The sequence below is a fragment of the Klebsiella sp. GG_Kp146 genome (genome assembly GCF_040061975.1).
In the GTDB taxonomy this organism is placed as follows: Bacteria; Pseudomonadota; Gammaproteobacteria; order Enterobacterales; family Enterobacteriaceae; genus Klebsiella; species Klebsiella quasipneumoniae.
Genome location: NZ_JBEAHA010000040.1, coordinates 74,475 through 96,681 on the forward strand (window position 1 = coordinate 74,475; position 22,207 = coordinate 96,681).

The window sequence follows — 22,207 nt, forward strand, 5'->3', positions numbered from 1 at the left end:
GGGTTAAGATGAGTCAGAACGTTTATCAATTTATCGACCTGCAGCGCGTTGATCCGCCGAAGAAACCGCTGAAGATCCGTAAAATTGAATTTGTGGAAATTTACGAGCCGTTTTCAGAAGGCCAGGCCAAGGCGCAGGCGGATCGCTGCCTCTCCTGCGGCAACCCGTACTGCGAGTGGAAGTGCCCGGTGCATAACTACATCCCGAACTGGCTGAAGCTGGCCAACGAGGGGCGTATTTTTGAGGCGGCTGAGCTGTCGCACCAGACCAACACCCTGCCGGAAGTCTGCGGGCGCGTCTGCCCGCAGGACCGCCTGTGTGAAGGCTCCTGTACGCTGAACGATGAGTTCGGCGCGGTGACCATCGGCAACATCGAACGCTATATCAATGATAAGGCATTCGAGATGGGCTGGCGTCCGGATCTCTCCGGTGTGAAACCGACCGGTAAAACCGTCGCGATCATCGGCGCTGGCCCGGCGGGCCTCGCCTGTGCCGACGTGTTGACCCGCAACGGCGTCAAGGCGGTGGTGTTTGACCGCCATCCGGAAATCGGCGGCCTGCTGACCTTCGGTATCCCGGCGTTCAAGCTGGAAAAAGAGGTGATGACCCGCCGCCGGGAGATCTTCACCGGCATGGGCATTGAGTTCAAACTCAATACCGAAGTGGGCCGCGACGTACAGCTCGACGACCTGCTGAAAGAGTACGATGCCGTGTTCCTCGGCGTCGGCACCTATCAGTCGATGCGCGGTGGGCTGGACAATGAAGACGCCCCGGGCGTCTACGACGCGCTGCCGTTCCTGATCGCCAACACCAAGCAGATCATGGGCTTTGGCGAAACCGCCGATGAGCCCTACGTCAGCATGGAAGGCAAACGCGTGGTCGTGCTCGGCGGTGGCGATACCGCGATGGACTGCGTACGTACCTCCGTCCGCCAGAATGCGGCGCACGTGATCTGCGCCTATCGTCGTGACGAAGAGAACATGCCGGGTTCAAAACGCGAAGTGAAAAACGCGCGTGAGGAAGGCGTTGAGTTCCAGTTCAACGTCCAGCCGCTGGGCGTGGAAGTGAATGCCAACGGCAAAGTGTGCGGCGTGAAGATGGCGCGCACCGAGATGGGCCAGCCGGATGCGAAAGGCCGCCGTCGCGCGGAGATCGTCGCCGGCTCTGAGCACGTGGTGCCGGCAGACGCCGTCGTCATGGCGTTTGGCTTCCGTCCCCACAGCATGGAGTGGCTGGCGAAGCACAGCGTCGAGCTGGACTCCCAGGGCCGCATCATTGCGCCGGAAGGCAGCGAGAACGCCTTCCAGACCAGCAACCCGAAAATCTTCGCCGGCGGCGATATCGTTCGCGGTTCCGACCTGGTGGTCACCGCGATTGCGGAAGGACGTAAAGCGGCTGACGGGATCCTCAACTACCTTGAAGTCTAATTAGGCCCGGAGTCTCAGCGCATAAAAGCCCGATGGTTAACGCCATCGGGCTTTTTTATTGCCCATTCGCCGGGCAGACCGCCGCTTTCAGCGCCGTATTATACCAGCCGCAGATATGTTCTAAGCGGGTGATCGCCGAGCCGACGGTCACCGCCCACGCGCCGCAGCGCATTGCCTCAGCCGCCTGCGCAGGCGTATTGTAGCGTCCCTCAGCGACCACTCTGCAGCCCGCGGCGCTCAGGCTTTTCACCAGCGCCAGATCCGGCTCGACCGGTGTCTCCTCTGCGGTATAGCCTGAGAGGGTGGTGCCAACCATATCGAAGCCCAATTGCCAGCATTCAAGGGCATCGTCGAGAGAGGAACAATCTGCCATCGCATTTTTCCCCTGGCGGTGAATTGCCGCCAACAACGATGCGACAGAGGCCGGACGCTGACGCCGCGTGCCGTCAACCGCAATGATATCGGCCCCTGCCTGCGCCAGGGCATTCACATCCTCAAGCCACGGCGTAATACGCACCGGGCTATCATGCAGATCGCGCTTAATCAGCGCGATAACAGGCACCGTCACTAACGGACGAACGGCCTGCAGGTTGGCCAGACCTTCGATGCGCAGCGCCACCGCCCCCGCCTGCTCCGCCGCCAGCCCCATCGCCGCGACGATGGCGGGGTTATCCAGCGGGCTGCCCGGCACCGGCTGGCAGGAGACAATTAATCCGCCATGGTGACGGATATGCTGGTCCAGTTTTGCGAGTAAAGACATGTCGGCTCCCTGAAAGCTACCTGTGGCGATGACAGTACCAGCCATGGGGCGCCTCGTTTGTGGCAGAGTTAACAAAGCGGACAGACAAAAAAACAGGCCCCGCAGGGCCTGTCAGAGAAGGGATTTACTTCACCACGCGCAGCGCCGGGCGACCGCCGCGCGGCGGCGGCGTGTCGTCAGGATCGTCGTCGTGATTATCGGGCTTATCGCCATCAATCACCGACATCACCGTTTCGCTTTCATTCTCAGGCGCGACGTCATCATCGTTGAGGCTGCTGACGTCTTCGTCATAGGCCGCTTCCGGTTCAAACATCGTGCCGGCGCCGTTCTCACGGGCATAGATGGCGAGTACCGCAGCCAGCGGGACAGATACGTTGCGCGGCACGCCGCCAAAGCGCGCGTTGAAGCGCACTTCGTCGTTCGCCAGCTCAAGATTACCTACCGCACGCGGGGCAATATTGAGAACGATTTGCCCGTCGCGCGCATACTCCATCGGCACGAGCACGCCAGGCAGCGTGACATCCACCACAAGATGCGGCGTCAGCTGGTTATCCAGCAGCCAGTCATAAAACGCCCGCAGCAGATACGGGCGACGCGGCGTCAGCTGTGATACATCCATTATTTAGCCCCGACCGAGGCGCATTTCACGCTCGGCTTCAGTTAAAGAGGCGAGGAAGGAATCACGCTCAAATACGCGAGTCATATAGCCTTTGAGCTCTTTCGCGCCTGCGCCAACCAGCTCCACACCGAGAACCGGCAGACGCCACAGCAGCGGCGCCAGGTAGCAATCCACCAGGCTGAACTCATCGCTCAGGAAGTAAGGTTTCTGGGTGAACACCGGCGCGATGGCCAGCAGTTCTTCACGCAGTTGCTTACGCGCAGCATCAGCTTGCGCTGCGGTACCGCTCTGGATGGTGTTCATCAGCGAATACCAGTCCTTCTCGATACGTTGCATATACAGACGGCTTTCGCCACGCGCCACCGGATAAACCGGCATTAACGGCGGGTGCGGGAAACGCTCATCCAGGTATTCCATAATGATGCGGGATTCCCACAGAGTGAGCTCACGATCCACCAGCGTCGGTACGCTTTGATTCGGGTTGAGGTCAATCAGATCCTGAGGCGGGTTGTCCTTCTCCACGTGCTCTATCTCAAAACTGACACCCTTCTCGGCCAGCACAATGCGGACCTGATGGCTATAGATGTCAGTAGGACCAGAAAACAGCGTCATTACCGAACGTTTGTTGGCAGCGACAGCCATGAAAACCTCCAGGTATATTCAGAATTTTGTACTGCTGCCAGCCACTCATGGCCGGCCAGATGTAAAAACCCCAGTAGCGCGATGTCACCTTCGTTCACGAATAAAACAAAAAATGAACAATCACCAGCATTTGGGCAGAAAATTGGATGATAGTTTACCAGATTTTGAAGACGTTGTGGTGAGGGGATTCTGGAAATGCTGAAAAAGTGACAAGAACCGGCGGTAAGCTTGTGGATAACAGCCGTTTTATCCATAAAAAAACCCGCCGGAGCGGGTTTTTTCGCAAATTGTTCTGCGTGAGCAGAAAACAATTAACGTTTGGAGAACTGCGGACGACGACGTGCTTTACGCAGACCGACTTTCTTACGTTCAACCTGACGAGCGTCACGAGTGACGAAGCCAGCTTTACGCAGTTCAGAACGCAGGGACTCGTCGTACTCCATCAGAGCGCGGGTGATACCGTGACGGATCGCACCAGCCTGACCAGAGATACCACCACCTTTAACAGTGATGTACAGATCCAGTTTCTCAACCATGTCGACCAGTTCCAGCGGCTGACGAACTACCATGCGGGCAGTTTCACGACCGAAGTACTGTTCCAGAGAACGCTGGTTGATAACGATTTTGCCGTTGCCCGGTTTGATGAAAACGCGAGCTGCGGAACTTTTGCGGCGACCAGTGCCGTAGTATTGATTTTCAGCCATTGCCTATAATCCCGATTAGATGTCAAGAACTTGCGGTTGCTGTGCCGCGTGGTTGTGCTCGTTACCCGCGTAAACTTTCAGTTTACGGTACATAGCACGACCCAGCGGGCCTTTTGGCAGCATGCCTTTAACCGCGATTTCAATCACACGCTCAGGACGGCGGGCAATCATCTCTTCAAAGGTCGCTTCTTTGATACCACCGATGTGGCCGGTGTGGTGGTAGTACATTTTGTCTTCGCGCTTGTTGCCGGTAACAGCAACTTTTTCTGCGTTCAGAACGATGATGTAATCACCGGTATCAACGTGCGGAGTGTATTCCGCTTTGTGCTTACCGCGCAGGCGACGAGCCAGTTCAGTAGCCAGACGGCCCAGAGTTTTACCGGTCGCGTCAACAACATACCAGTCGCGTTTTACGGTTTCTGGTTTAGCTGTAAAAGTTTTCATTAAAAGCTTACCCAAATAATAAGTTACACGTTGGTGAACACCCAAACGTTTAGTCAGTTGAGGTTCACACGACATTGTCCAGCAAACCTACCCCTTCGAATAGCCTATGCCGGCACATAGAAAGTTTCGGGAAAAAAACCTTCTCGTAACGTGGGGTCGCAAGATTATAGAGAAGTCGGGGTCAAAGATCGACCCCTTTATGAGATTTTTCAGGCAGCTCCCGGGGCGGCCCTGCGGCCCTGAATTCGCCGGGAAAAAGTATCCTGTCAGGGCATATGCGGGCGCTTGAGGTACTCTTCGCTCTGCATCTCCTGCAGACGCGACAGACAGCGCTGAAACTCAAACTTCAGCCGCTCTCCCTGATAAATGTCGTACAGCGGCACCGCCGCGCTGACCACCAGCTTCACGTGGCGCTCATAGAACTCATCCACCAGGGCGATAAAGCGCCGGGCTTCGCTCTCCAGCTGCGCGGTCATCACCGGCACGTCGAACAGCATCACGGTGTGGAACAGGCGGGAGAGCGCGATATAGTCATGCTGGCTACGGGCATCCACGCACAGCGTGGCGAACGACGCCGCCAGCGTCTGGTTTTCCACGCCGAGGGTCGGCAGCTCGCGATGGTTGATCTCCAGCGTCGGCCCGGCAGCGCGCGGCGCGCCGGCCAGCGCCAGCCACAGTTTATCCATCTGTTCGCGGGTGTCGTTATTCAGCGGCGACAGCCACAGGTGCGCCTGGGTCAGGGTACGCAAGCGATAATCGATGCCGGCATCGACGTTCATAATATCGCAATGCTGCTTGATGGCGTCGATAGCGGGCAGAAAACGGGCGCGCTGCAGGCCATTGCGATAGAGCTCATCCGGCGGAATATTGGAGGTCGCCACCAGCGTGATGCCGCGGGCGAACAGGGCCTTCATTAGCCCGCCCAACAGCATGGCGTCGGTAATATCGGAGACAAAAAACTCGTCGAAACAGAGCACGTCGGTTTCCGCTTTAAAGCGGTCGGCGACAATGTCCAGCGGGTCGCTATGGCCCTGCAGGGTGGTCAGCTCTTCGTGCACCCGCAGCATAAAGCGATGGAAATGCAGGCGCTGCTTACGCTCGCCCGGCAAGCTCTGGTAAAACAGGTCCATCAGCCAGGTTTTCCCCCGCCCCACGCCGCCCCACATATACAGGCCGCGGACGGGCGCCGCCTCGGCTGCTGGTTCGCGCTTACCCAGCAGTTTGCCGAATTTCGCGCGCAAACCGCCGCCTGACGCGACGGGCGCGGGCTGAGTCTGCAGTTCCTGGTAAATGGTATCGAGGCGGCTCACCGCTTCTTGCTGGACGTCGTCGGGTTGATGGCTGCCCTCTTTCAGGGCTGAAAGGTAACGCGATGTTGGAGACAGGCTTTGCATGATCTAATTGTTATTCCTTGAAAACCGTGATGTCGAAGCTCACGATTGACGAAAAAAAGGCCGTTCTACACTACGCGATGATACGCCAGGATTCCACTTCTGTGGAATTAGCGGTTATAGTGGCACTATCGGGCGCAGGCGGAGAGCCTAAGAGCCACCCTACGGAACCACAATACAACGGGAGATGTTCATGACCTGGGAATACGCGCTAATTGGGTTAGTCGTCGGTATCATCATTGGTGCCGTCGCCATGCGTTTCGGCAACCGCAAACTGCGCCAGCAGCAGGCGCTGCAGTTCGAACTGGAAAAGAATAAAGCCGAGCTTGAAGAGTACCGTGAAGAGCTGGTCAGCCATTTTGCGCGTAGCGCCGAGCTGCTGGATAACATGGCGCACGACTACCGTCAGCTGTATCAGCATATGGCGAAAAGCTCTAACAACCTGCTGCCGGATTCCATGGCAGACGCCAACCCGTTCCGGAACCGCCTGGAAGAGTCTGAAGCCAGCAACGATCAGGCGCCGGTCCAGATGCCGCGCGACTACTCCGAAGGCGCATCCGGATTACTGCGCGGTGGCGCAAAACGCGATTAAACAATCGCCTCTGATAAAATATTCTCCGGGCGCGCCCATCGCGCCCGCTCCTTCCCCCACTTCCCGGCTACAATTTAAACCAGTCCCCACATTGTTACCTGCGCAAAAATTCAATAACATCAGGTTATTCAGGACATTTTTCCATACACCTCAGGTTACGAGAGCCAGCATCTAATGAAGAAACAGACTTTGCTGTTGAGTGCGTTAGCGTTAAGCATTGGGTTATCGTTGTCGGTTCTGCCTCCGGCAGCAGCATCCTTACCGACTCAGGTGCCCGGCCAGGGCGCGTTACCAAGCCTGGCGCCGATGCTGGAAAAGGTCCTGCCGGCGGTAGTCAGCGTCCAGGTGGAAGGCACTGCCTCGCCGACGCTCAATATGCCGGAAGAGCTGAAGAAATATTTTGGCGATAACGCCCCGCAAGAGCAGGCGCAGCCGTTCGAAGGGCTTGGCTCCGGCGTCATTATCGACGCAGCGAAAGGCTACGTGCTGACCAATAACCACGTCATCAATCAGGCGCAGAAGATCAGCGTCCAGCTGAACGATGGTCGTGAATTTGATGCCAAACTGGTCGGCAGCGATGAACAGAGCGACATTGCTCTGCTGCAGCTGATTAAGCCGTCGAACCTGACGCAAATCGCCATTGCTGACTCCGATAAACTCCGCGTCGGCGACTTCGCCGTCGCCGTCGGCAACCCGTTCGGCCTTGGTCAGACCGCCACCTCCGGCATTATCTCTGCCCTTGGCCGCAGCGGCCTGAACCTTGAAGGGCTGGAGAATTTCATCCAGACCGATGCCTCCATCAACCGCGGCAACTCCGGCGGCGCGCTGTTGAACCTCAACGGCGAGCTTATCGGGATCAACACCGCGATCCTGGCGCCGGGCGGCGGCAGCATCGGCATCGGCTTCGCCATCCCGAGCAACATGGCGAAAACCCTCGCCGACCAGCTCATTCAGTTTGGCGAAATCAAGCGCGGCCTGCTGGGCATTAAAGGCATGGAAATGAGCGCCGATATCGCCAAGGCGATGAACCTCAACGTTCAGCGCGGCGCCTTCGTCAGTGAAGTGCTGCCAAACTCCGGGTCCGCCAAAGCGGGGATCAAATCCGGCGACGTCATCGTTAGCCTGAACGGCAAACCGCTGAATAGTTTTGCCGAACTGCGCTCGCGGATCGCCACCACCGAGCCGGGGACCAAAGTCAAACTGGGTCTGCTGCGCGATGGAAAACCGGTCGATGTCGAAGTGACGCTGGATAAGAGCACCTCCTCCACCGCCAGCGCTGAGCTGATTATCCCGGCTCTGCAGGGTGCCTCGTTCAGCGACGGTCAGATGAAAGATGGCACCAAAGGGGTGGTGATCGATAATGTCGATAAAGGCAGCGCCGCCGCCCAGGTCGGCCTGCATAAGGATGACATTATCATTGGCCTTAACCGCGAGCGTATTCATTCGATTGCCGAATTACGCAAAGTGCTCGAAGGCAAACCGCCGGTCATCGCCCTGAACGTGATCCGCGGCAACGAAAGCATCTATCTGCTGCTGCGCTGATTGTCTCCCCGGACATCGCCGCCATGTGCGATGTCCGGACAACTCATGCTATGCTGCGCCTGACCATTCATTAACGATATCTGCATCATGCCTGGAAAGTTATTACGTTCAGTACTCATCGGTTTGCTTGTCGGGGGCCTGCTGTTGGCCCTGATGCCCTCGCTGCGCCAGTGGCAGCTAGCGCCGACCACCCAGAACGATACGGCAGACGACTCCCCGGCGAGCTATAACGCCGCCGTACGCCGCGCCGCGCCCGCCGTAGTGAACGTCTATAACCGCGCCCTGAACAGCACCAGCCATAATCAGCTGACGCTTGGCTCCGGGGTGATCATGGACCAGCGCGGCTATATCCTGACCAACAAGCATGTGATTAACGATGCCGACCAGATTATCGTCGCTCTGCAGGACGGCCGGGTCTTCGAAGCGCTGCTGGTAGGCTCCGATTCCCTGACCGACCTCGCGGTGCTGAAGATCAACGCTACCGGCGGGCTGCCGGTGATCCCGATCAACCCGAAACGCACGCCGCACATCGGCGATGTGGTGCTGGCGATTGGCAACCCCTATAACCTGGGACAGACCATCACCCAGGGGATCATCAGCGCCACAGGGCGCATTGGCCTCAACCCCACCGGCCGCCAGAATTTCCTGCAGACTGACGCCTCGATCAACCACGGTAACTCCGGCGGAGCGCTGGTGAACTCCCTCGGCGAGCTGATGGGGATTAACACCCTCTCCTTTGATAAGAGCAACGACGGCGAAACGCCTGAAGGCATTGGCTTTGCGATCCCGTTCCAGTTAGCGACCAAAATTATGGATAAGCTGATCCGGGATGGCCGTGTGATCCGCGGCTATATCGGCATTAGCGGCCGGGAGATCGCCCCGCTGCACGCGCAGGGCGGCGGGATCGATCAGATCCAGGGGATCGTCGTTAACGATGTCGCGCCGGACGGACCGGCCGCGCAGGCGGGGATCCGCGCCAACGACGTGATCATCTCCGTGAATGACAAACCCGCAGTCTCCGCGCTGGAGACAATGGATCAGGTGGCCGAGATCCGCCCGGGTTCGGAAATACCGGTGGTCATCATGCGTGATGATAAGAAAATCACGCTCCATATCGCCGTCCAGGAATACCCGGCCACCAACTAAGCGGCTCCCCGTTTGGGGAGCCACGTTAATCGCTAAATACCGGACCGGCCGGGAATCTGACCAGAAACCCGGTCATCATGAATGCAAGACAATAAAAAGCCGGAACAACGGTTCCGGCTTTTTTGAGCGTGCGAGGTTACTTGTTGACGAAGTCTTCGCCGAGCGCGATATCTTTCTTCAGGGTGTCCAGCATGCCTTCCAGCGCCTGCTGCTCAAAGGCGCTGAGTTTGCCGATAGACTGACGCTCTTCTACGCCGTTTTTCCCCAGCAGGAGCGGCTGAGAGAAGAAACGCGCATACTGGCCGTCGCCTTCCACGTAGGCGCACTCCACTACGCCTTTTTCTCCCTGCATGGCGCGAACCAGAGAAAGGCCAAAGCGCGCAGCCGCCTGACCCATCGACAAGGTCGCCGACCCGCCGCCCGCTTTCGCTTCCACGACCTCGGTACCGGCGTTTTGAATGCGTTTAGTCAGATCGGCCACTTCCTGATCGCTAAAGCTGACGCCCGGGATCTGCGACAGTAAAGGCAGAATGGTGACCCCGGAGTGACCGCCAATAACCGGGACTTCCACCTCGGTTGCCGATTGACCTTTCAGCTCCGCCACAAAGGTATTGGAGCGGATGATGTCCAGCGTAGTCACGCCGAACAGTTTGTTTTTATCGTACACGCCGGCTTTTTTCAGCACTTCGGCGGCGATGGCCACGGTGGTGTTCACCGGGTTGGTAATAATGCCGATGCAGGCCTGCGGGCAGGTTTTGGCAATCTGCTGCACGAGGTTCTTAACGATACCCGCATTCACATTAAACAGGTCGGAACGATCCATGCCGGGCTTACGCGCTACGCCCGCGGAGATCAGCACCACATCAGCGCCTTCCAGCGCCGGGGTAGCATCTTCACCGGAAAATCCTTTAATTTTTACATCTGTGGGGATATGACTTAGATCTACCGCCACGCCCGGCGTAACCGGAGCGATGTCGTACAACGAGAGCTCTGAACCTGAAGGCAGTTGGGTCTTAAGTAGTAGGGCAAGCGCCTGGCCGATACCACCGGCAGCGCCAAGGACTGCAACTTTCATCCTAAACTCCTTATTATGGTTAATTTAGTCTTTCGTTATTCCGTCGCCTGGACCTTAATTCACAAGATGAACAATTACAATGATTATGGCTGAAGAATGCATTATTGTGCGTAGCAATAGAACAGCGGCGCACTTTATGCTTCCTGACTGACCATCCAGCAAAGCGAAGTACCGGATCGACTATTGGTTACAATACACCCAGCCAGTTGCGCAAAACAACACCAACTCAATAACATTTCATTTACTTTTACATGCCTTTAAGCGTTGTGATGAGAACATGTTCCTTATACGGTTTTTTTGCTAAAATATGCCCCCTTCATAACATTATTGACCTATCCCCTCGCGGATTATTTGCATAAAAATTCACGGTTATGCATAATGATGTTGATTTTACCACCATAATCTGGGTGACTTATGCGAAGTTCGGCAAAACAAGAAGAACTGGTTAAAGCGTTTAAAGCGCTGCTTAAAGAAGAGAAATTCAGCTCGCAAGGAGAGATCGTCCAGGCGCTGCAGGAAGAAGGCTTCGAGAATATCAACCAATCGAAGGTTTCCCGCATGCTCACCAAATTTGGCGCGGTTCGTACCCGTAACGCCAAAATGGAAATGGTCTATTGCCTGCCTGCCGAGCTTGGCGTGCCGACCACTTCTAGCCCGCTGAAAAATCTGGTGCTGGATATCGATTATAACGATGCCGTCGTGGTGATTCACACCAGCCCCGGGGCAGCGCAGCTGATCGCCCGTCTTCTCGACTCACTGGGCAAGGCGGAAGGTATTCTTGGCAGCATCGCCGGGGATGACACCATCTTCACCACGCCAGCGCGCGGTTTCACAGTGAAAGATTTGCACGACGCTATCCTGGTGCTGTTCGAACAGGAACTCTGAGCATTCCCCTCTGGCAACCGTCAGAGGGTGATTCCCCCTCTTCTCTCCCTCCCCCCTTTCAACTCAACAAAAATTTAACATTTCGTGTGATTTAGCCTGTCTATACGTTCTTTTACGTAAGGGAAACGCCTAAAACGCACGAAAGATCAAAATCGTATACCTTTATGATTTTATTAGAAATAAAACTTATCTCCGTCTGTGACTCGTCATTTTTAATTCTTATCGGTTATAAAAAGCGCAATTTATTGTAACTATTAACGCACAAAACAATTAGCATGGTATTAATATTTTTGGTGATTAGTGTATACTTGTTTTTGTGATGAGGGTCACGAAACAAAGACCCTCAACAAAAAGATTCGACGAGGTGAACATCATGAAAATCAAAACCACTGTAGCAGCTCTCAGCATCCTGTCCGTCATGTCGTTTGGCGCTTTCGCCGCTGATGTTATCAACAGCGAGCAAGCCCAGGGCCGCGAGGCCATCGGTACAGTTTCCGTCGGCGCGGTAGCCTCTTCCCCGATGGATATGCATGAAATGCTGAACAAAAAAGCGCAGGAAGAAGGGGCTTCTTCTTACCGCATTATCGAAGCCCGCACTGGCGACCACTGGCATGCCACTGCTGAGCTGTATAAATAAGTTTTAGATCGTCAACGATTAACCCGACAAAAATTCTCTACCGCGGCCCGGCCTCATTCATCGCCCCGCCGCGGCAAAACAAAGACTGGAGTAAAGATTATGAAACGCGCAATGATCATCGCATCCCTTGGCCTGGCTTCCCTTCTCTCTTTCGGCGCTAGCGCGGCCGTTCAGCAAGTGAACGCTGAGCAAGCCCAGAACCTGCAGTCCATGGGCACCATCTCGGTTTCCCAGGTAGGTAGTGCGCCAATGGACATGCGTCAGGAACTGGCCGCTAAAGCCGAGAAAGAAGGCGCCAGCAGCTACCGTATTATTGAAGCACGTACCGGCGATAGCTGGCACGCCACCGCTGAGCTGTACAAATAAACCCTCGTCGTCTTATTTCGACGACTTGCCCCCGCCTGCCGGGGGCTTTTTTATGCCTGCCGGGCGTTAAAACGTAACTCCCCCTCCAGCTCTTCCTCTGCTTCATCAAATAATAAAATTAACGCCCCAAAGCGCCGACGCTGCTTGTCATTTAAATGGATGAACTCAATGTCCAGCGGCAGCGGCAGCAGCCCACCGGTCACCGCGTCCCATAGCGAATCAAGGTTGTTGACCTTATCCTGTGCCAGCTCGAAGGTGCGGGAAAACTCCCGGTAGAAATCCTGTTGCTCGGCGATTTCGTCAAAATCAAACGTATAGGTGGTCATGGCAGCCCCTCCCGCTTCTCTTCCTGTCGCCGTTAAGTATAGCGATAAAAAAACCGACGCCTGGGCGTCGGTTTATGGGTTAACTGCTGGTCAGCACATGCTGGTACTTGTGCAACATCTCAACCAGTCGCCGTACCGGCTCGGTCACCTGCGGCGAAGCCTCCCAGACCCGCAGCTTCTCCTGATAAACATCAAGCTCCGCCAGCAGCCGGGTAAAGTAGCGCCGACGCTTATCATCGCTCCCGGCGGAGATCACATGATCCGCGGTACGTCGCAGCTGGCGATGGAACGCCGACAGATCCTCATTCACCGGCACGGGCGCATCGCGCAGGCGCTGGTGGGCAATGATTAACGTCAACGCCAGACGGAAACGGGCGACATCGCCAGGGAATTTGTTGAGCAATAAAAACAGCTGCTGATAGAGCGCGGGCAGATGATTCTCTTTGCGACGCGCCGAGTTGGTGGTCAGCGAAGAGACCGCCGCGGAGACAAACTGGTTCAGCAGCACCCGACCGGTTCTTGCCCGGGAGTTATCCCTGACAATGAGAATAACCATCAGGGCGAGGAAACAACCGACGATCTGCCCCAGCGCGCTATCGAGGAACTGACTGAACTGGAACTGCATCGGGTTATCCAGCACCAGAATGTTGATGGTGCTCGCCAGCGCCCCCAGCGATCCGAGGCGCCTTTTCTGCACTTCGATACCGATAAAAAACGCCATCGCCGCCAGGCTGATACAAAGCAACAGCATACTCTGCTGCGTCGCCGGCATGATCACCAGAAAGTACAGGGTACCCAGCGGTAACGCCGCCAGAGTACCGTAGAGGAAGTCTATCGCCACCATTCGCGGGTTAGGCAAGCGCATCGCCAGCGCGGTAACCACGGCAATCATCACCATCGCGCCGCTGCCTGAGGTCCAGCCCGTCCACAGCCAGAACAGCGTCCCAAGGATACAGGAGACAGAGGTACGCCAGAAGTTCACCATCGCGTGGTGACGCTCGGCGGACTCCACTTTAACCACCGTTTCGCCGCGCAATACACCGTCTTCGATGCGGCTGATTTTGGTGTTGCCCACCACGCCACGCTTAAGCAGCAGGTAACGGGTGGCTGCGCCTACCCAGCTGTAGATGGTGACCGGCGTATTATGCTCGCCTTTCCAGGTCAGGAAGCGACGCATACGCTTCAGCTGCTGGTGAACATCCTGCACCGTCTCAACCGGCTCAGCGAACAGCTCGCGGTAGTCGTCCGTCACCATTTCCGGGCGCGAGTTCTGAATCAGGTAGGTTTCGCAAGCCTGGGTGATAAGCGTTAGCGAGAGGGTATTGATCGCCTTCAGGCGTTGATTCGCCTTAGCCCAGCGAGAGGACTCCATAATCAGGTTACTGCGCATTCCTTCCAGCGCCGTGGTGCGACGCACCAGCGCTCCCCAGGCCTGATCCACTTCATCTTTTTCGCCGTGCGCAACGCATAACTGCATCAGCTTATACTGTGCAATCAGCAGGTTATCCAGCTCAAGGTCGATCTCTTTTTTAATCGAACGCGGGGAGAACAGCAGATCGGCGACGATGGCGCTGACAATCCCGATGACGATTTCGCTGCAGCGCTCAACGGCAAACTGCGGCGCCAGCATTGGATCGGTGTGGATGGTAATAATGATAATCAGCGCGGTGTATCCGGCCAGCCCCCAGGCATAGGAGTTTTCGACCTTGACCAGCGACGAAACCCAGGTACAAAACCCGGCCCACAGGCAGCAGACCAGCATCATCAGCAGAGGGGCGCGGATCATCAGGATGATGATGACCAGCGCCGCAATACAGCCAATAAAGGTCCCGGCAATACGCAACATGCCGCGATAGCGGATCGCGCCGGAGTACGGCTCTCCCCCGGCGGCAAAGGCCGGGCCAGCGGCGACAATCGCCGCGGTCAGCACCGCCCAGCGCGGCGTTTCGAGCTGAAAATGGAAGCCGACGAACAGCGCCAACACCACCGCGCATGCAAGCTTAATAGCAAAGCGGAGATGCTGGGGAGCAATAGTATATGTCCCCATAGCGATTAACCGAATTCGCGCAGGCGCATAGCCAGTTTCTGGAAGAAGTTGGCCTGGCTGGTATCACGGTCTTCTTTACCGGTGATCACCACCGTCGCCGTCGTGCCCGATGGCCACAGATTCCCCTGCTGGTGGTCAAGGCGAATACGAACCGGCACACGCTGCGCCAGACGCACCCATTCAAGGTTGGAATCCACCGAAGCCATCCCTTTCGAGTCGCTGCTGCTGCTGGCGTTGGTTACCCCCGCAGCGATACTGTCCACCGTGCCTTTAATGGTTTTGCTGCTGCCAAGCGGGGTAATTTCCGCCCGGTATCCAGGGCGGACGCCTTCCAGTTTGGTCTCTTCCAGATAGGCCATGACGTAAAATGTATTCTCTTTGACCAGCGCCACCGCCGTGGAGCCGCGGGTGATAAATTCCCCGGTATAGACGTTAAGGTTGGTCACCCAGCCATCCGCGGGGGCGCGAATCTCCGTGCGCTGCAGGTCCAGTCTGGCCAGGTCGCGGCTGGCCACCGCTTTCGCCAGCTGATGCTCAACGGTCTGCAGCACGTTGTTCGCCTGGTCAATCTCTTCCCGCGACATCGCCTGGACGCCAAGCTTATTACGCCGACCGGCTTCGACACGTTTTTCCTGGGCTAAGGTCTGATAGTAGGCGACATCGGCTTCCGCCTGCGCCAGCGCTTTTTGGTAACGAGGTTGGTCAATAACGAACAATACCTGGTCTTTCTTAACCAGTTGGTTATCCTTGACGTTTACCTGGGAAATCAGCCCGGAGACGTCGGGAGCAATGGCCACAATGTCGGCGCTAAAGCGCGCATCCCGCGTCCACGGCGAGGCGGTGTAGTAAACCCAGGCGCGGAAAATCGCCACGAAGGCCAAAATGACCAGTATCACGGTAATAGCGGTACGGAGGATATTTCTTGTTAGTGTTTTCACATCAACCTCAAACGAACAAGCGCGATATCAAATAAAAAAGGCAGCAATATAGCGCCGTATTAAACAGTGCAGGGTGCCAGACAAAATCGTAAATGCCGGTCGGAACCAGCAATCGGTGCACCAGCCAGAAGATGGCCAGCGACAAAAGCAACTCGAAGAAGATCGGCGGAAACGATAAGCCGAAAATCACGATGACAGGAAACAGACTCATGATGACCTTGAATAAGAAGCGTACAGGTAGTGAGCAGATGCGTTTATTATGTAGCTAACAATATATTAACGTAACGATTGCCGCATTATCTACAATGTGTGATCTAAATCACTTTTAAGCCAGAGTGAATAATGGAACGATTAAAGCGCATGTCCGTTTTCGCCAAAGTGGTCGAATTAGGTTCCTTCACCGCAGCGGCCCGCCAGCTTCAGATGAGCGTTTCCTCGATCAGTCAGACCGTCGCCAAACTGGAAGATGAACTGCAGGTGAAGCTGCTCAACCGCAGCACCCGCAGCCTTGGCTTAACGGAAGCGGGTAAAATTTACTATCAGGGCTGCCGTAGGATGCTGTTTGAAGCACAGGATGTCCATGAGCAATTATACGCATTTAACAACACCCCTATCGGAACGCTGCGTATCGGCTGCTCTTCAACTATGGCACAGAATGTTCTGGCGCGCATAACGGCGAAAATGCTGAAAGAATACCCCGGGCTCTCCGTCAATCTGGTCACCGGCATACCTGCGCCGGACCTGATCGCCGACGGTCTTGACGTGGTGATCCGCGTGGGCGCCCTGCAGGATTCCAGTCTTTTTTCCCGCCGTCTGGGCTCAATGCCGATGGTGTTATGCGCCGCGAAAAGCTATCTGGCGCAGGCTGGCAATCCTGAGAAACCGGCCGATCTTGCCGGGCATGCCTGGCTGGAATATAGCGTGCGGCCGGACAATGAGTTTGTCATTATCGCGCCGGAAGGGATCTCAACCCGCCTGACCCCGCAGGGGCGCTTTGTGACCAATGACCCCATGACGCTGGTGCGCTGGCTGACCGCCGGGGTGGGTATCGCCTATGTGCCGTTGATGTGGGCGATCGAAGAGATCAATCGCGGTGAGCTTGAGATCCTGCTGCCGAGCTACCAGTCCGATCCGCGTCCGGTCTACGCCCTGTACACCGAAAAGGATAAACTGCCGCTGAAAGTGCAGGTCTGTATCAATTATCTGACGGAGTATTTTGTCGACGTGGCGAAGATCTATCAGGGGATGCACGGCAGAGGGATCGCCCGCTGAAGCGGTTCCCGGCGACGCCGGGAACCCGCTCAGGATCAGGCAGTGCCGCCGACGGTAAGGTTATCGACCTTCAGGGTCGGCTGGCCAACGCCCACCGGCACGCTCTGGCCCTCTTTGCCACAGACGCCGACGCCGTTATCCAGACGCAGATCGTTACCCACCATCGAAATCTGCTGCATAGTCTCAATCCCGGAGCCGATCAGGGTAGCGCCTTTCACCGCCTTCGTGACCTTGCCTTTTTCGATCAGATAGGCCTCGGAGGTGGAGAAGACAAACTTACCGGAGGTGATATCCACCTGCCCGCCGCCGAAGTTAGGCGCGAAGATACCGTAGTCCACCGACTCGATAATCTCCTGCGGCGTGGACTGGCCCGCCAGCATATAGGTGTTGGTCATACGCGGCATCGGCAGATGGGCATAGGATTCACGGCGGCCGTTGCCGGTCGGCGCGACGCCCATCAGACGCGCATTGAGTTTATCCTGCATGTAGCCTTTCAGGATGCCGTTTTCGATCAGCACATTGTATTGACCCGGCGTGCCTTCGTCATCGATGGCCACCGAGCCACGACGGTCGACGATGGTGCCGTCGTCCACGACGGTGCACAGCTCAGAGGCGACTAATTCCCCCATATGGCCGCTAAAGACCGAGGTGCCGCGACGGTTGAAATCGCCTTCCAGGCCGTGACCGACCGCTTCGTGCAGCAGAACGCCAGGCCAGCCGGCGCCGAGCACCACCGGCAGCATCCCCGCCGGGGCGGCGACCGCCGAGAGGTTAACCAGCGCCATGCGCACCGCTTCTTTCGCCCAGGCGTCGGCCCGTACTTCGCCCTCCTGAGAGGCGAGGAAATAGTCATAGCCAAAACGCCCGCCGCCGCCGCTGCTGCCGCGCTCGCGTTTGCCGTCCTCTTCCACCAGCACGCTGACCGAGAGGCGCACCAGCGGACGAACGTCGGCGGCCAGAGTGCCGTCGGTGGCGGCCACCAGAATCAGCTCATAGACCCCGCTCAGGCTGGCCGAAACCTCCTGCACGCGCTGGTCCGCCGCGCGGGCGACTTTGTCTACCCGGCGGAGAATATCCAGCTTCTCTTCCCGGCTCATACTCTGCAGCGGGTCGATGCTGGTATAGAGGGCGCTGTGCTCTACGGCACCGAGGGTCTGTACTTTGCCATTGCCAGTCTCGCGCACAATGGTCCGCGCCGCCTGGGCGCTCTGCTCCAGCGCCAGCTTGCTGATCTGGTCAGCGTAGGCAAAGCCCGTTTTTTCGCCGCTGACGGCGCGCACGCCTACGCCCTGGTCGATATTGTACGACCCATCTTTAATGATGCTGTCTTCCAGAACCCAGGATTCGTGATAGCTCGACTGAAAATAGAGATCGCCGTAATCGAGGCGGCGCTCGGTCAGTTGACCAAGAATGGCAAACAGGTCCTGATGATTCAGGCCATTTGCCGACAGTAATTGTTCACTTACCAGGTTCAGACTCATCGTTATGCTACTCGTTTGTTGCCGCCTGACAGGCGGAAATACAGAAGGCTATCTATTGAGATTGCGGCAATTCCCGGCAATCGTCAAATCATTGCTTTTTGTTGCTGCGCGCCTGGCGCAGCACTTCATTGATCTGCGGCTGGTCAATCGGGCCGGTGATGCGATAGCGCAGTATCGAGACTTTGTTCCACAGCGGCCCCAGCACCTTGCTGGCGGCAAACACCGCCGCGCCGACAATTGGGTTGACGGCGAAGGCCGCCGCCACGCCGACGGTCGCGGAGATCTCCGGCGCCACCACCGCCTGCAGGTCCAGATGACGACGCACCAGATCGACCGACCCTTTCATGGCAATGTCCGCCTCCAGGCCATCCACCAGCGTATCATCGGTATGCAGTACACCATCCTTAATCCAGGCCGTACTGTTAATCGAGTCGAAGTAAAATCCTTCGCTAAAGGTATCGCTGAAGTCGAAGCGCAGTTTGCGCAGCAGGGCATCGACGCTCAGCAAACGCAGCAGCTGGCCTGCGTGTCCGGTACTCAGGTCGGTAAACTGACCCTTGCCGAGGTGGCTTTTAATGATCCCATTGAGCGACGCGACATCGGGTGACCAGGGTGGCGCGCGCCAGTGCAGATCGTAGTCGATATCAAACGGCGAATCCTTCACCGGTGTGGAAACGCCAAAGAAATCCGCAAATTCATTCGTTTTATTGCCATGCAGTCTGCCTTTCAGCGAGGTGCGCACCCCGGAAGGGGCGTTAACCCACACGCCGTCGGTCGTCAGCCGGCCAAACCCGGTATCCACCAGGCCGTTGGAGAGCGTTAAGGTATCGCCCTTGATCGCCACATCGCCGTCGATACGGCCATATTTTTGCCCCCACAGCCAGCATTCCGCGCAGCGCAGCTGCAGATCGGGCCAACCGTGGAAATCCAGCCGCGTCTCCGCCTGCGGGGCCACGTTCTCCGTTCCGCCCTTGCCGCTGGCGCTGGCCGGGTTGAAATAGAGATAACGCACATTTGCCAGCCACGGGGCATTGTCGCGCATCGTCAGGGTGGCGTTGATCTCGCGCCCCTGCGCCTCAACCTGTGAACCGCCGGTGACCGGCTGCGACATCAGACTCACGTTGTTCCATTGCTGGCCGGCCAGCGCCAGCGACGGCGTACGCAGCACAATGCGCGGTGGAAAGAGGACGCTGCTGCTGACTTCATTCGCCGCGCCCTTCTGGAACAGCGCCAGCCACTGCGCGCCATCCATCGGCGGCAGATTGAGCTCAACGCCGGGCTGGTCGGGCAGCGGAGAGGGGCCTTTGCTGTCCGTCGTGAGGATCGCTCTGTCCAGCGTCAGCTTACGGTTCAGCAACCAGCGGCTGTTGATATGATTCTTCGCGCCAACGGATCCGGTCAGGTCGAAGCTGCTCAGACCGCCGGCAACGTTAATTTTGACCGGCAGGGGTTCGCCAGCGGACTTGTTGACCGGTGAAGGTAAGTGACTGCTCACATTCTTCAGATCGCCATTGATATCAACCTTATAGCTGGCATTGCCATGGTACGGCAGTTCGATAGCGACTTTACCCTCCCACGGAACGCTACCGCTCAGCGCCTCATTAACCGCTTTCGGCAGCAGCCCGGTGCGCGACGGCTGCCAGCTGGCGTTCATCCCGACATCCACCAGAAACGCTTTTTCGCCTTCGCGGGTGGAAAAATTGAGGTTCAGCGGCTGATTAAACCAGGTCGCGCTCAACGTTTGACTATTAAGATCGCCATTCACAAAGCTGAAATTACCGCTCAGATTCTGCAGCGTGGTATCTAACGGCTTGATAAACAGATCGTTATTCTGCAGATGCACATCGCCTTTCGCGGTGGTCATTTCGCCATCGAGGGGAATGTTCAGATGTAAGCGAGCGCTTACATCACCATCCAGCTGCAGGGAATCCAGCGCCGCTCCCAGGGTCTCTTTCAGCGGCGTGGTGTTGAAATAAGGTCCCACCTCTTTCCCCGGGCCTTTGATATCGGCATCAATCAGCAGTTTTTCCTGCGCGTAATCCGGGATCGCGGCATCGAGATTGCTGGCGGTCACGTTGCCGAGCATCGCTTTCTCCGCCCGCATCCACAGGCCGCTGTTGATAAAATTAAGGTCGATATTCAACCCGGTCAGCGCCGGCCAGTCCGGTTGAAAAGCGAAAGTGGCATTCTTCAGCGGGACGTAAACCTGGAACTGGCCTTCGTTGTGCGGATACGGGAACAAATGTGGGTTGCCGCCATACACCAGCGTCGCATCGCGTGCCTGTCCGGCTTTAATCGCGCCGCTGAGATAGTCCACCAGCGCTTTGCCCATCAGGTTTTCCGGGAAGTAACGCCACGCCTGGCCGCCATCGTTGGTGCTGATCCCCGCCAGAATGCCCAACCAGGGATCGTCCCCCTGCGGTTGCAGATAGCGGAAGCCGCCGCGGGCGCGTACCCCCGTCGCCTGCACGTCAATATCGCGGCCATCAAGCATAAAGCCTTTGTCATTTTTCACCCAGCTGAGGGTGGCTTCGCCAGCGGCGATCTCCAGCGGGGCCCGGAAAACACCGGTATACGGCATCAGCGCCTTCGTCATGCGCGCGCGCAGTTCCCCATGCTCAACGCTGCCATTCAGGCTGCCGGAAAAGTGTTCCGCTCCCGGCAGGAGTTTCCACTGCTTCCACGCCAGATCGCTCCACTGCGCCTGAAAGCGCGTTTTCTCCGTCGCCTGCAGGGGAATATCGAGAGCCAGCAGGTTGATTTTGCCGCTGGGCTGCGTGGTGCGCCAGAGTTCGCCCAATGAAGGCGCCAGCTTATCGGCAAACGGCTGCAGTCCGCTCAGACCGCTGAGGGCTAAGTTGCTGGCGCGAATACGTAATTCATCGCTACGCTGATGACCGTCGCCACCGACATCCTGCGCCGGGATCCACGCCATCGCCAGCGCGCCGCTTGGCCAGGGTTTATCGTCGATCGCGATCCGCGTATCGGGAATGTAGAAGCCCCAGCTCTGCTTGTCATGGGAGAGATGCGCCGTCAGGTTATCCACTGACAGGTGATGAACCTCGCTATCCCCCTGCCAGCTGGCGCCCCCTTTTTTCAGCCATACGTCGCCGCTGGCCACATCGCCTTTTTCAATGGTCATCCAGCCTTCGAGGCTGAAGCGGGCGCTTTTCAGGGCGATATTGTCCTGCATCCAGCGGCCCAGCCAGGGCTTGACGTCAATATCGTCAGCCTGCAGCCAGACCCGGCCTTTGTTCAGCAGGCCATCCTCGTCGCGGAGATCCATCCGCACCTGCATGACGCCATGCTGGCCGGTGAGACTGGAAAGGCTGAGCTGCCCCTCGGCGCGGTGACGGTTCCTGCCGTTAAGCCAGGTCAGCTGCGGGACCGCCAGCTCCGCCCGCTGACCGGAAATAGTCAGGAAGCTCAGATGGCTGTCGCGCAGAGTAAAGTGGTCGAACTGACGTAAAAAGAGATCGCTGACGCGGTCGGTTTTCAGGCTTTCGCCGCCGTCATTGGTCTGAATAGGGGTATTGGTATGGATCTGCAGCTGCCAGAAGGTGAGATCGCGAAACTGCCAGCGCATATGCAACAGACTCTGCCAGACGTCCAGCGCCAGGGTCACGCGCTTGACCGCCATTGTCCCGCCATCTTTCAGCCCGACATGAATATCGCGGACATCTAATGTTGGGCCAAAAGTTTGCCAGCTGGCTGCGATCTGCGAGGCATCCACCGGCGTGCCGGTGAGAGAGGAGATCTTCTCCAGCAGCTGCGGACGCCAGGCATCGAGCTGCGGCAACACGAGACGCAAGCCACTCACCAGCAGCGCGACGATAACAATCAGTGTTGCCACGGTGAGCAATAAAATCCCGGGCAGTCGCCTCACGCCTCTCTCCTTGTCAGCCGCACAATG

The 22,207-nt window shown here is 57.2% G+C and carries 22 protein-coding genes; 8 read left to right on the forward strand and 14 right to left on the reverse strand.

Going from position 1 to position 22,207, the window contains the following annotated elements:
* Window positions 1–8 precede the first annotated feature (8 nt).
* Window positions 9–1,427 carry a glutamate synthase subunit GltD gene (gltD, locus tag ABLU95_RS23265; RefSeq protein ID WP_032454181.1) on the forward strand — a complete coding sequence of 473 codons (1,419 nt, stop codon included), beginning with the start codon at window positions 9–11 and terminating at the stop codon, window positions 1,425–1,427.
* A gap of 55 nt (window positions 1,428–1,482) precedes the next feature.
* Here the strand turns inward: gltD and ABLU95_RS23270 are convergent, their stop codons facing one another.
* From ABLU95_RS23270 to zapE, 7 genes are all read right to left on the reverse strand, one after another.
* Window positions 1,483–2,187 carry an N-acetylmannosamine-6-phosphate 2-epimerase gene (locus tag ABLU95_RS23270; RefSeq protein WP_348880432.1) on the reverse strand — a complete coding sequence of 235 codons (705 nt, stop codon included), beginning with the start codon at window positions 2,185–2,187 and terminating at the stop codon, window positions 1,483–1,485.
* A gap of 124 nt (window positions 2,188–2,311) precedes the next feature.
* Entirely contained in the window at window positions 2,312–2,806 is a 495-nt protein-coding gene (sspB, locus tag ABLU95_RS23275) for a ClpXP protease specificity-enhancing factor (RefSeq protein WP_102001677.1), read from the reverse strand.
* A 3-nt stretch (window positions 2,807–2,809) separates the two neighbouring features.
* Entirely contained in the window at window positions 2,810–3,448 is a 639-nt protein-coding gene (gene sspA, locus ABLU95_RS23280) for a stringent starvation protein SspA (protein ID WP_002918467.1), read from the reverse strand.
* Window positions 3,418–3,702 carry a hypothetical protein gene (locus ABLU95_RS23285; RefSeq protein ID WP_136070768.1) on the reverse strand — a complete coding sequence of 95 codons (285 nt, stop codon included), beginning with the start codon at window positions 3,700–3,702 and terminating at the stop codon, window positions 3,418–3,420. Before ABLU95_RS23285 ends, sspA begins: the two co-directional genes overlap by 31 nt.
* Window positions 3,703–3,759: 57 nt before the next feature.
* Window positions 3,760–4,152 carry a 30S ribosomal protein S9 gene (gene rpsI, locus ABLU95_RS23290; RefSeq protein WP_000829818.1) on the reverse strand — a complete coding sequence of 131 codons (393 nt, stop codon included), beginning with the start codon at window positions 4,150–4,152 and terminating at the stop codon, window positions 3,760–3,762.
* 15 nt (window positions 4,153–4,167) lie between these two features.
* Window positions 4,168–4,596, reverse strand: coding sequence for a 50S ribosomal protein L13 (gene rplM, locus ABLU95_RS23295; RefSeq protein WP_002918559.1), 429 nt, complete (start codon window positions 4,594–4,596; stop codon window positions 4,168–4,170).
* A gap of 266 nt (window positions 4,597–4,862) precedes the next feature.
* The gene (gene zapE / locus ABLU95_RS23300; RefSeq protein ID WP_023291141.1) at window positions 4,863–5,990 is read right to left on the reverse strand and encodes a cell division protein ZapE; all 1,128 of its coding nucleotides are present in this window, start codon (window positions 5,988–5,990) and stop codon (window positions 4,863–4,865) included.
* A 190-nt stretch (window positions 5,991–6,180) separates the two neighbouring features.
* On the opposite strand from zapE, the gene zapG reads away from it, so the two are divergent.
* From zapG to degS, 3 genes are all read left to right on the forward strand, one after another.
* Window positions 6,181–6,579 carry a Z-ring associated protein ZapG gene (gene zapG / locus ABLU95_RS23305; protein WP_012540461.1) on the forward strand — a complete coding sequence of 133 codons (399 nt, stop codon included), beginning with the start codon at window positions 6,181–6,183 and terminating at the stop codon, window positions 6,577–6,579.
* A gap of 174 nt (window positions 6,580–6,753) precedes the next feature.
* Window positions 6,754–8,121: a serine endoprotease DegQ gene (gene degQ / locus ABLU95_RS23310; protein WP_017899931.1), complete on the forward strand. Its 1,368-nt coding sequence runs from the start codon at window positions 6,754–6,756 to the stop codon at window positions 8,119–8,121.
* Window positions 8,122–8,208: 87 nt separating this feature from the next.
* Complete coding sequence (gene degS / locus ABLU95_RS23315) at window positions 8,209–9,267, forward strand: outer membrane-stress sensor serine endopeptidase DegS (protein ID WP_002918568.1); 1,059 nt, start codon at window positions 8,209–8,211, stop codon at window positions 9,265–9,267.
* A 136-nt stretch (window positions 9,268–9,403) separates the two neighbouring features.
* Here the strand turns inward: degS and mdh are convergent, their stop codons facing one another.
* Window positions 9,404–10,342, reverse strand: coding sequence for a malate dehydrogenase (gene mdh, locus ABLU95_RS23320; protein WP_023291150.1), 939 nt, complete (start codon window positions 10,340–10,342; stop codon window positions 9,404–9,406).
* A gap of 414 nt (window positions 10,343–10,756) precedes the next feature.
* Here mdh and argR point away from each other — a divergent pair, with 414 nt between their 5' ends.
* From argR to yhcN-B, 3 genes are all read left to right on the forward strand, one after another.
* Window positions 10,757–11,227 (forward strand): transcriptional regulator ArgR, encoded by a 471-nt coding sequence (argR, locus tag ABLU95_RS23325; protein ID WP_002918625.1) that lies wholly within the window; start codon window positions 10,757–10,759, stop codon window positions 11,225–11,227.
* 373 nt (window positions 11,228–11,600) lie between these two features.
* Complete coding sequence (gene yhcN, locus ABLU95_RS23330; RefSeq protein WP_017899932.1) at window positions 11,601–11,864, forward strand: peroxide/acid stress response protein YhcN; 264 nt, start codon at window positions 11,601–11,603, stop codon at window positions 11,862–11,864.
* 99 nt (window positions 11,865–11,963) lie between these two features.
* The gene (gene yhcN-B / locus ABLU95_RS23335) at window positions 11,964–12,230 is read left to right on the forward strand and encodes a DUF1471 family stress response protein YhcN-B (RefSeq protein ID WP_002918627.1); all 267 of its coding nucleotides are present in this window, start codon (window positions 11,964–11,966) and stop codon (window positions 12,228–12,230) included.
* 50 nt (window positions 12,231–12,280) lie between these two features.
* Here the strand turns inward: yhcN-B and ABLU95_RS23340 are convergent, their stop codons facing one another.
* From ABLU95_RS23340 to aaeX, 4 genes are all read right to left on the reverse strand, one after another.
* The gene (locus ABLU95_RS23340; RefSeq protein ID WP_002918629.1) at window positions 12,281–12,556 is read right to left on the reverse strand and encodes a barstar family protein; all 276 of its coding nucleotides are present in this window, start codon (window positions 12,554–12,556) and stop codon (window positions 12,281–12,283) included.
* 79 nt (window positions 12,557–12,635) lie between these two features.
* On the reverse strand, window positions 12,636–14,603 hold the full coding sequence (aaeB, locus tag ABLU95_RS23345; RefSeq protein WP_023291151.1) for a p-hydroxybenzoic acid efflux pump subunit AaeB: 1,968 nt from the start codon (window positions 14,601–14,603) through the stop codon (window positions 12,636–12,638).
* A 5-nt stretch (window positions 14,604–14,608) separates the two neighbouring features.
* Window positions 14,609–15,541 (reverse strand): p-hydroxybenzoic acid efflux pump subunit AaeA, encoded by a 933-nt coding sequence (aaeA, locus tag ABLU95_RS23350; protein WP_023291152.1) that lies wholly within the window; start codon window positions 15,539–15,541, stop codon window positions 14,609–14,611.
* Between the two features lie 7 nt (window positions 15,542–15,548).
* Window positions 15,549–15,752: a p-hydroxybenzoic acid efflux pump operon protein AaeX gene (aaeX, locus tag ABLU95_RS23355; RefSeq protein ID WP_002918640.1), complete on the reverse strand. Its 204-nt coding sequence runs from the start codon at window positions 15,750–15,752 to the stop codon at window positions 15,549–15,551.
* Between the two features lie 131 nt (window positions 15,753–15,883).
* On the opposite strand from aaeX, the gene aaeR reads away from it, so the two are divergent.
* Complete coding sequence (aaeR, locus tag ABLU95_RS23360) at window positions 15,884–16,813, forward strand: HTH-type transcriptional activator AaeR (RefSeq protein ID WP_002918641.1); 930 nt, start codon at window positions 15,884–15,886, stop codon at window positions 16,811–16,813.
* A gap of 35 nt (window positions 16,814–16,848) precedes the next feature.
* Here aaeR and tldD read toward each other — a convergent pair whose 3' ends face one another.
* Complete coding sequence (tldD, locus tag ABLU95_RS23365; protein ID WP_004206236.1) at window positions 16,849–18,294, reverse strand: metalloprotease TldD; 1,446 nt, start codon at window positions 18,292–18,294, stop codon at window positions 16,849–16,851.
* 88 nt (window positions 18,295–18,382) lie between these two features.
* Entirely contained in the window at window positions 18,383–22,180 is a 3,798-nt protein-coding gene (yhdP, locus tag ABLU95_RS23370) for an AsmA2 domain-containing protein YhdP (protein WP_348880433.1), read from the reverse strand.
* Window positions 22,181–22,207: the final 27 nt, after the last annotated feature.

What these genes read in the sequence shown, in the direction of transcription:
- gltD (WP_032454181.1), top strand. Translation starts at nt 9, where the DNA reads ATGAGTCAGAACGTTTATCAATTTATCGACCTGCAGCGCGTTGATCCG.
- aaeR (WP_002918641.1), top strand. Translation starts at nt 15,884, where the DNA reads ATGGAACGATTAAAGCGCATGTCCGTTTTCGCCAAAGTGGTCGAATTA.
- ABLU95_RS23270 (WP_348880432.1), bottom strand. Translation starts at nt 2,187, where the DNA reads ATGTCTTTACTCGCAAAACTGGACCAGCATATCCGTCACCATGGCGGA.
- aaeB (WP_023291151.1), bottom strand. Translation starts at nt 14,603, where the DNA reads ATGGGGACATATACTATTGCTCCCCAGCATCTCCGCTTTGCTATTAAG.
- zapG (WP_012540461.1), top strand. Translation starts at nt 6,181, where the DNA reads ATGACCTGGGAATACGCGCTAATTGGGTTAGTCGTCGGTATCATCATT.
- ABLU95_RS23285 (WP_136070768.1), bottom strand. Translation starts at nt 3,702, where the DNA reads ATGGATAAAACGGCTGTTATCCACAAGCTTACCGCCGGTTCTTGTCAC.
- degQ (WP_017899931.1), top strand. Translation starts at nt 6,754, where the DNA reads ATGAAGAAACAGACTTTGCTGTTGAGTGCGTTAGCGTTAAGCATTGGG.
- mdh (WP_023291150.1), bottom strand. Translation starts at nt 10,342, where the DNA reads ATGAAAGTTGCAGTCCTTGGCGCTGCCGGTGGTATCGGCCAGGCGCTT.
- argR (WP_002918625.1), top strand. Translation starts at nt 10,757, where the DNA reads ATGCGAAGTTCGGCAAAACAAGAAGAACTGGTTAAAGCGTTTAAAGCG.
- yhcN (WP_017899932.1), top strand. Translation starts at nt 11,601, where the DNA reads ATGAAAATCAAAACCACTGTAGCAGCTCTCAGCATCCTGTCCGTCATG.
- rpsI (WP_000829818.1), bottom strand. Translation starts at nt 4,152, where the DNA reads ATGGCTGAAAATCAATACTACGGCACTGGTCGCCGCAAAAGTTCCGCA.
- yhcN-B (WP_002918627.1), top strand. Translation starts at nt 11,964, where the DNA reads ATGAAACGCGCAATGATCATCGCATCCCTTGGCCTGGCTTCCCTTCTC.
- sspA (WP_002918467.1), bottom strand. Translation starts at nt 3,448, where the DNA reads ATGGCTGTCGCTGCCAACAAACGTTCGGTAATGACGCTGTTTTCTGGT.
- tldD (WP_004206236.1), bottom strand. Translation starts at nt 18,294, where the DNA reads ATGAGTCTGAACCTGGTAAGTGAACAATTACTGTCGGCAAATGGCCTG.
- ABLU95_RS23340 (WP_002918629.1), bottom strand. Translation starts at nt 12,556, where the DNA reads ATGACCACCTATACGTTTGATTTTGACGAAATCGCCGAGCAACAGGAT.
- rplM (WP_002918559.1), bottom strand. Translation starts at nt 4,596, where the DNA reads ATGAAAACTTTTACAGCTAAACCAGAAACCGTAAAACGCGACTGGTAT.
- zapE (WP_023291141.1), bottom strand. Translation starts at nt 5,990, where the DNA reads ATGCAAAGCCTGTCTCCAACATCGCGTTACCTTTCAGCCCTGAAAGAG.
- sspB (WP_102001677.1), bottom strand. Translation starts at nt 2,806, where the DNA reads ATGGATGTATCACAGCTGACGCCGCGTCGCCCGTATCTGCTGCGGGCG.
- degS (WP_002918568.1), top strand. Translation starts at nt 8,209, where the DNA reads ATGCCTGGAAAGTTATTACGTTCAGTACTCATCGGTTTGCTTGTCGGG.
- aaeX (WP_002918640.1), bottom strand. Translation starts at nt 15,752, where the DNA reads ATGAGTCTGTTTCCTGTCATCGTGATTTTCGGCTTATCGTTTCCGCCG.